At 71.0% G+C, this 630-nt stretch carries 1 protein-coding gene; it reads left to right on the top strand.

Translation table 11 applies throughout. The features are described 5' to 3' along the window. Positions 1-425, top strand: a 425-nt coding sequence (locus DMC61_RS41055) for a hypothetical protein (protein WP_199750248.1), incomplete at its 5' end; no start/stop codon positions are given. Positions 426-630: the final 205 nt, after the last annotated feature.

Genomic DNA, 630 nt, shown 5'->3' with positions numbered 1-630 from the left:
CGGTGTCGTACATCGCGGCGAACAGCTGGGCCACCGCGTGGGCCGGGGCGACGGCGTACGCGGCCGAGTTCACTGTGCGCCCGGCCCCGGGCAACGGGTTCCTGTACCGGTGTGTGTCGGGCGGGACGTCGGGCGCTTCGGCGCCGACCTGGCCGACCGTCGTGGGCGGCACGGTCACGGACGGCTCGGTGGTGTGGGAATGCGTCGGTTCCGGCGCCACCCAGTTCACCGCCAGCAATCCGGCGTGGGCCTCGGCGACGTTCACCGGTGCCCGCTACCTGGTGCTGTCCGACCGGACCCCGGCGGCCGCGAACGCGCAGCCGTTGCTCGGGATCCACGACTTCGGCAGCAATCAGTCCGGCCAGCGCAGCACGTTCACCGATCAGTGGTCGGCGCAGGGAACGCTGCTGATCTACCACCCGTAGTCGTCGACGACCGCGGGTCTTCGGGCCAGGGGAGGGGGCGGCCGTGTCGTTCGCGTTCGTCAAGTCGTTGGGCACCAACGGTTCGAGCAGTACGGTCACCACCGGACTGTCCATTACGGTCCCTGCCGGTGGTGTCCCTGCCGGGGACCTGCTGGTCCTGCGGTTCGCACCCTTCAACTACCGGGCGGGGTCCACGCCGCCGACC

Origin of the sequence: Amycolatopsis sp. WAC 04169 (genome assembly GCF_003947535.1) — a bacterium.
GTDB lineage: Bacteria > Actinomycetota > Actinomycetes > Mycobacteriales > Pseudonocardiaceae > Amycolatopsis > Amycolatopsis keratiniphila.
Note: the sequence above shows the minus strand (reverse complement) of the source record. Positions and strands in the feature narration are given on the sequence as shown.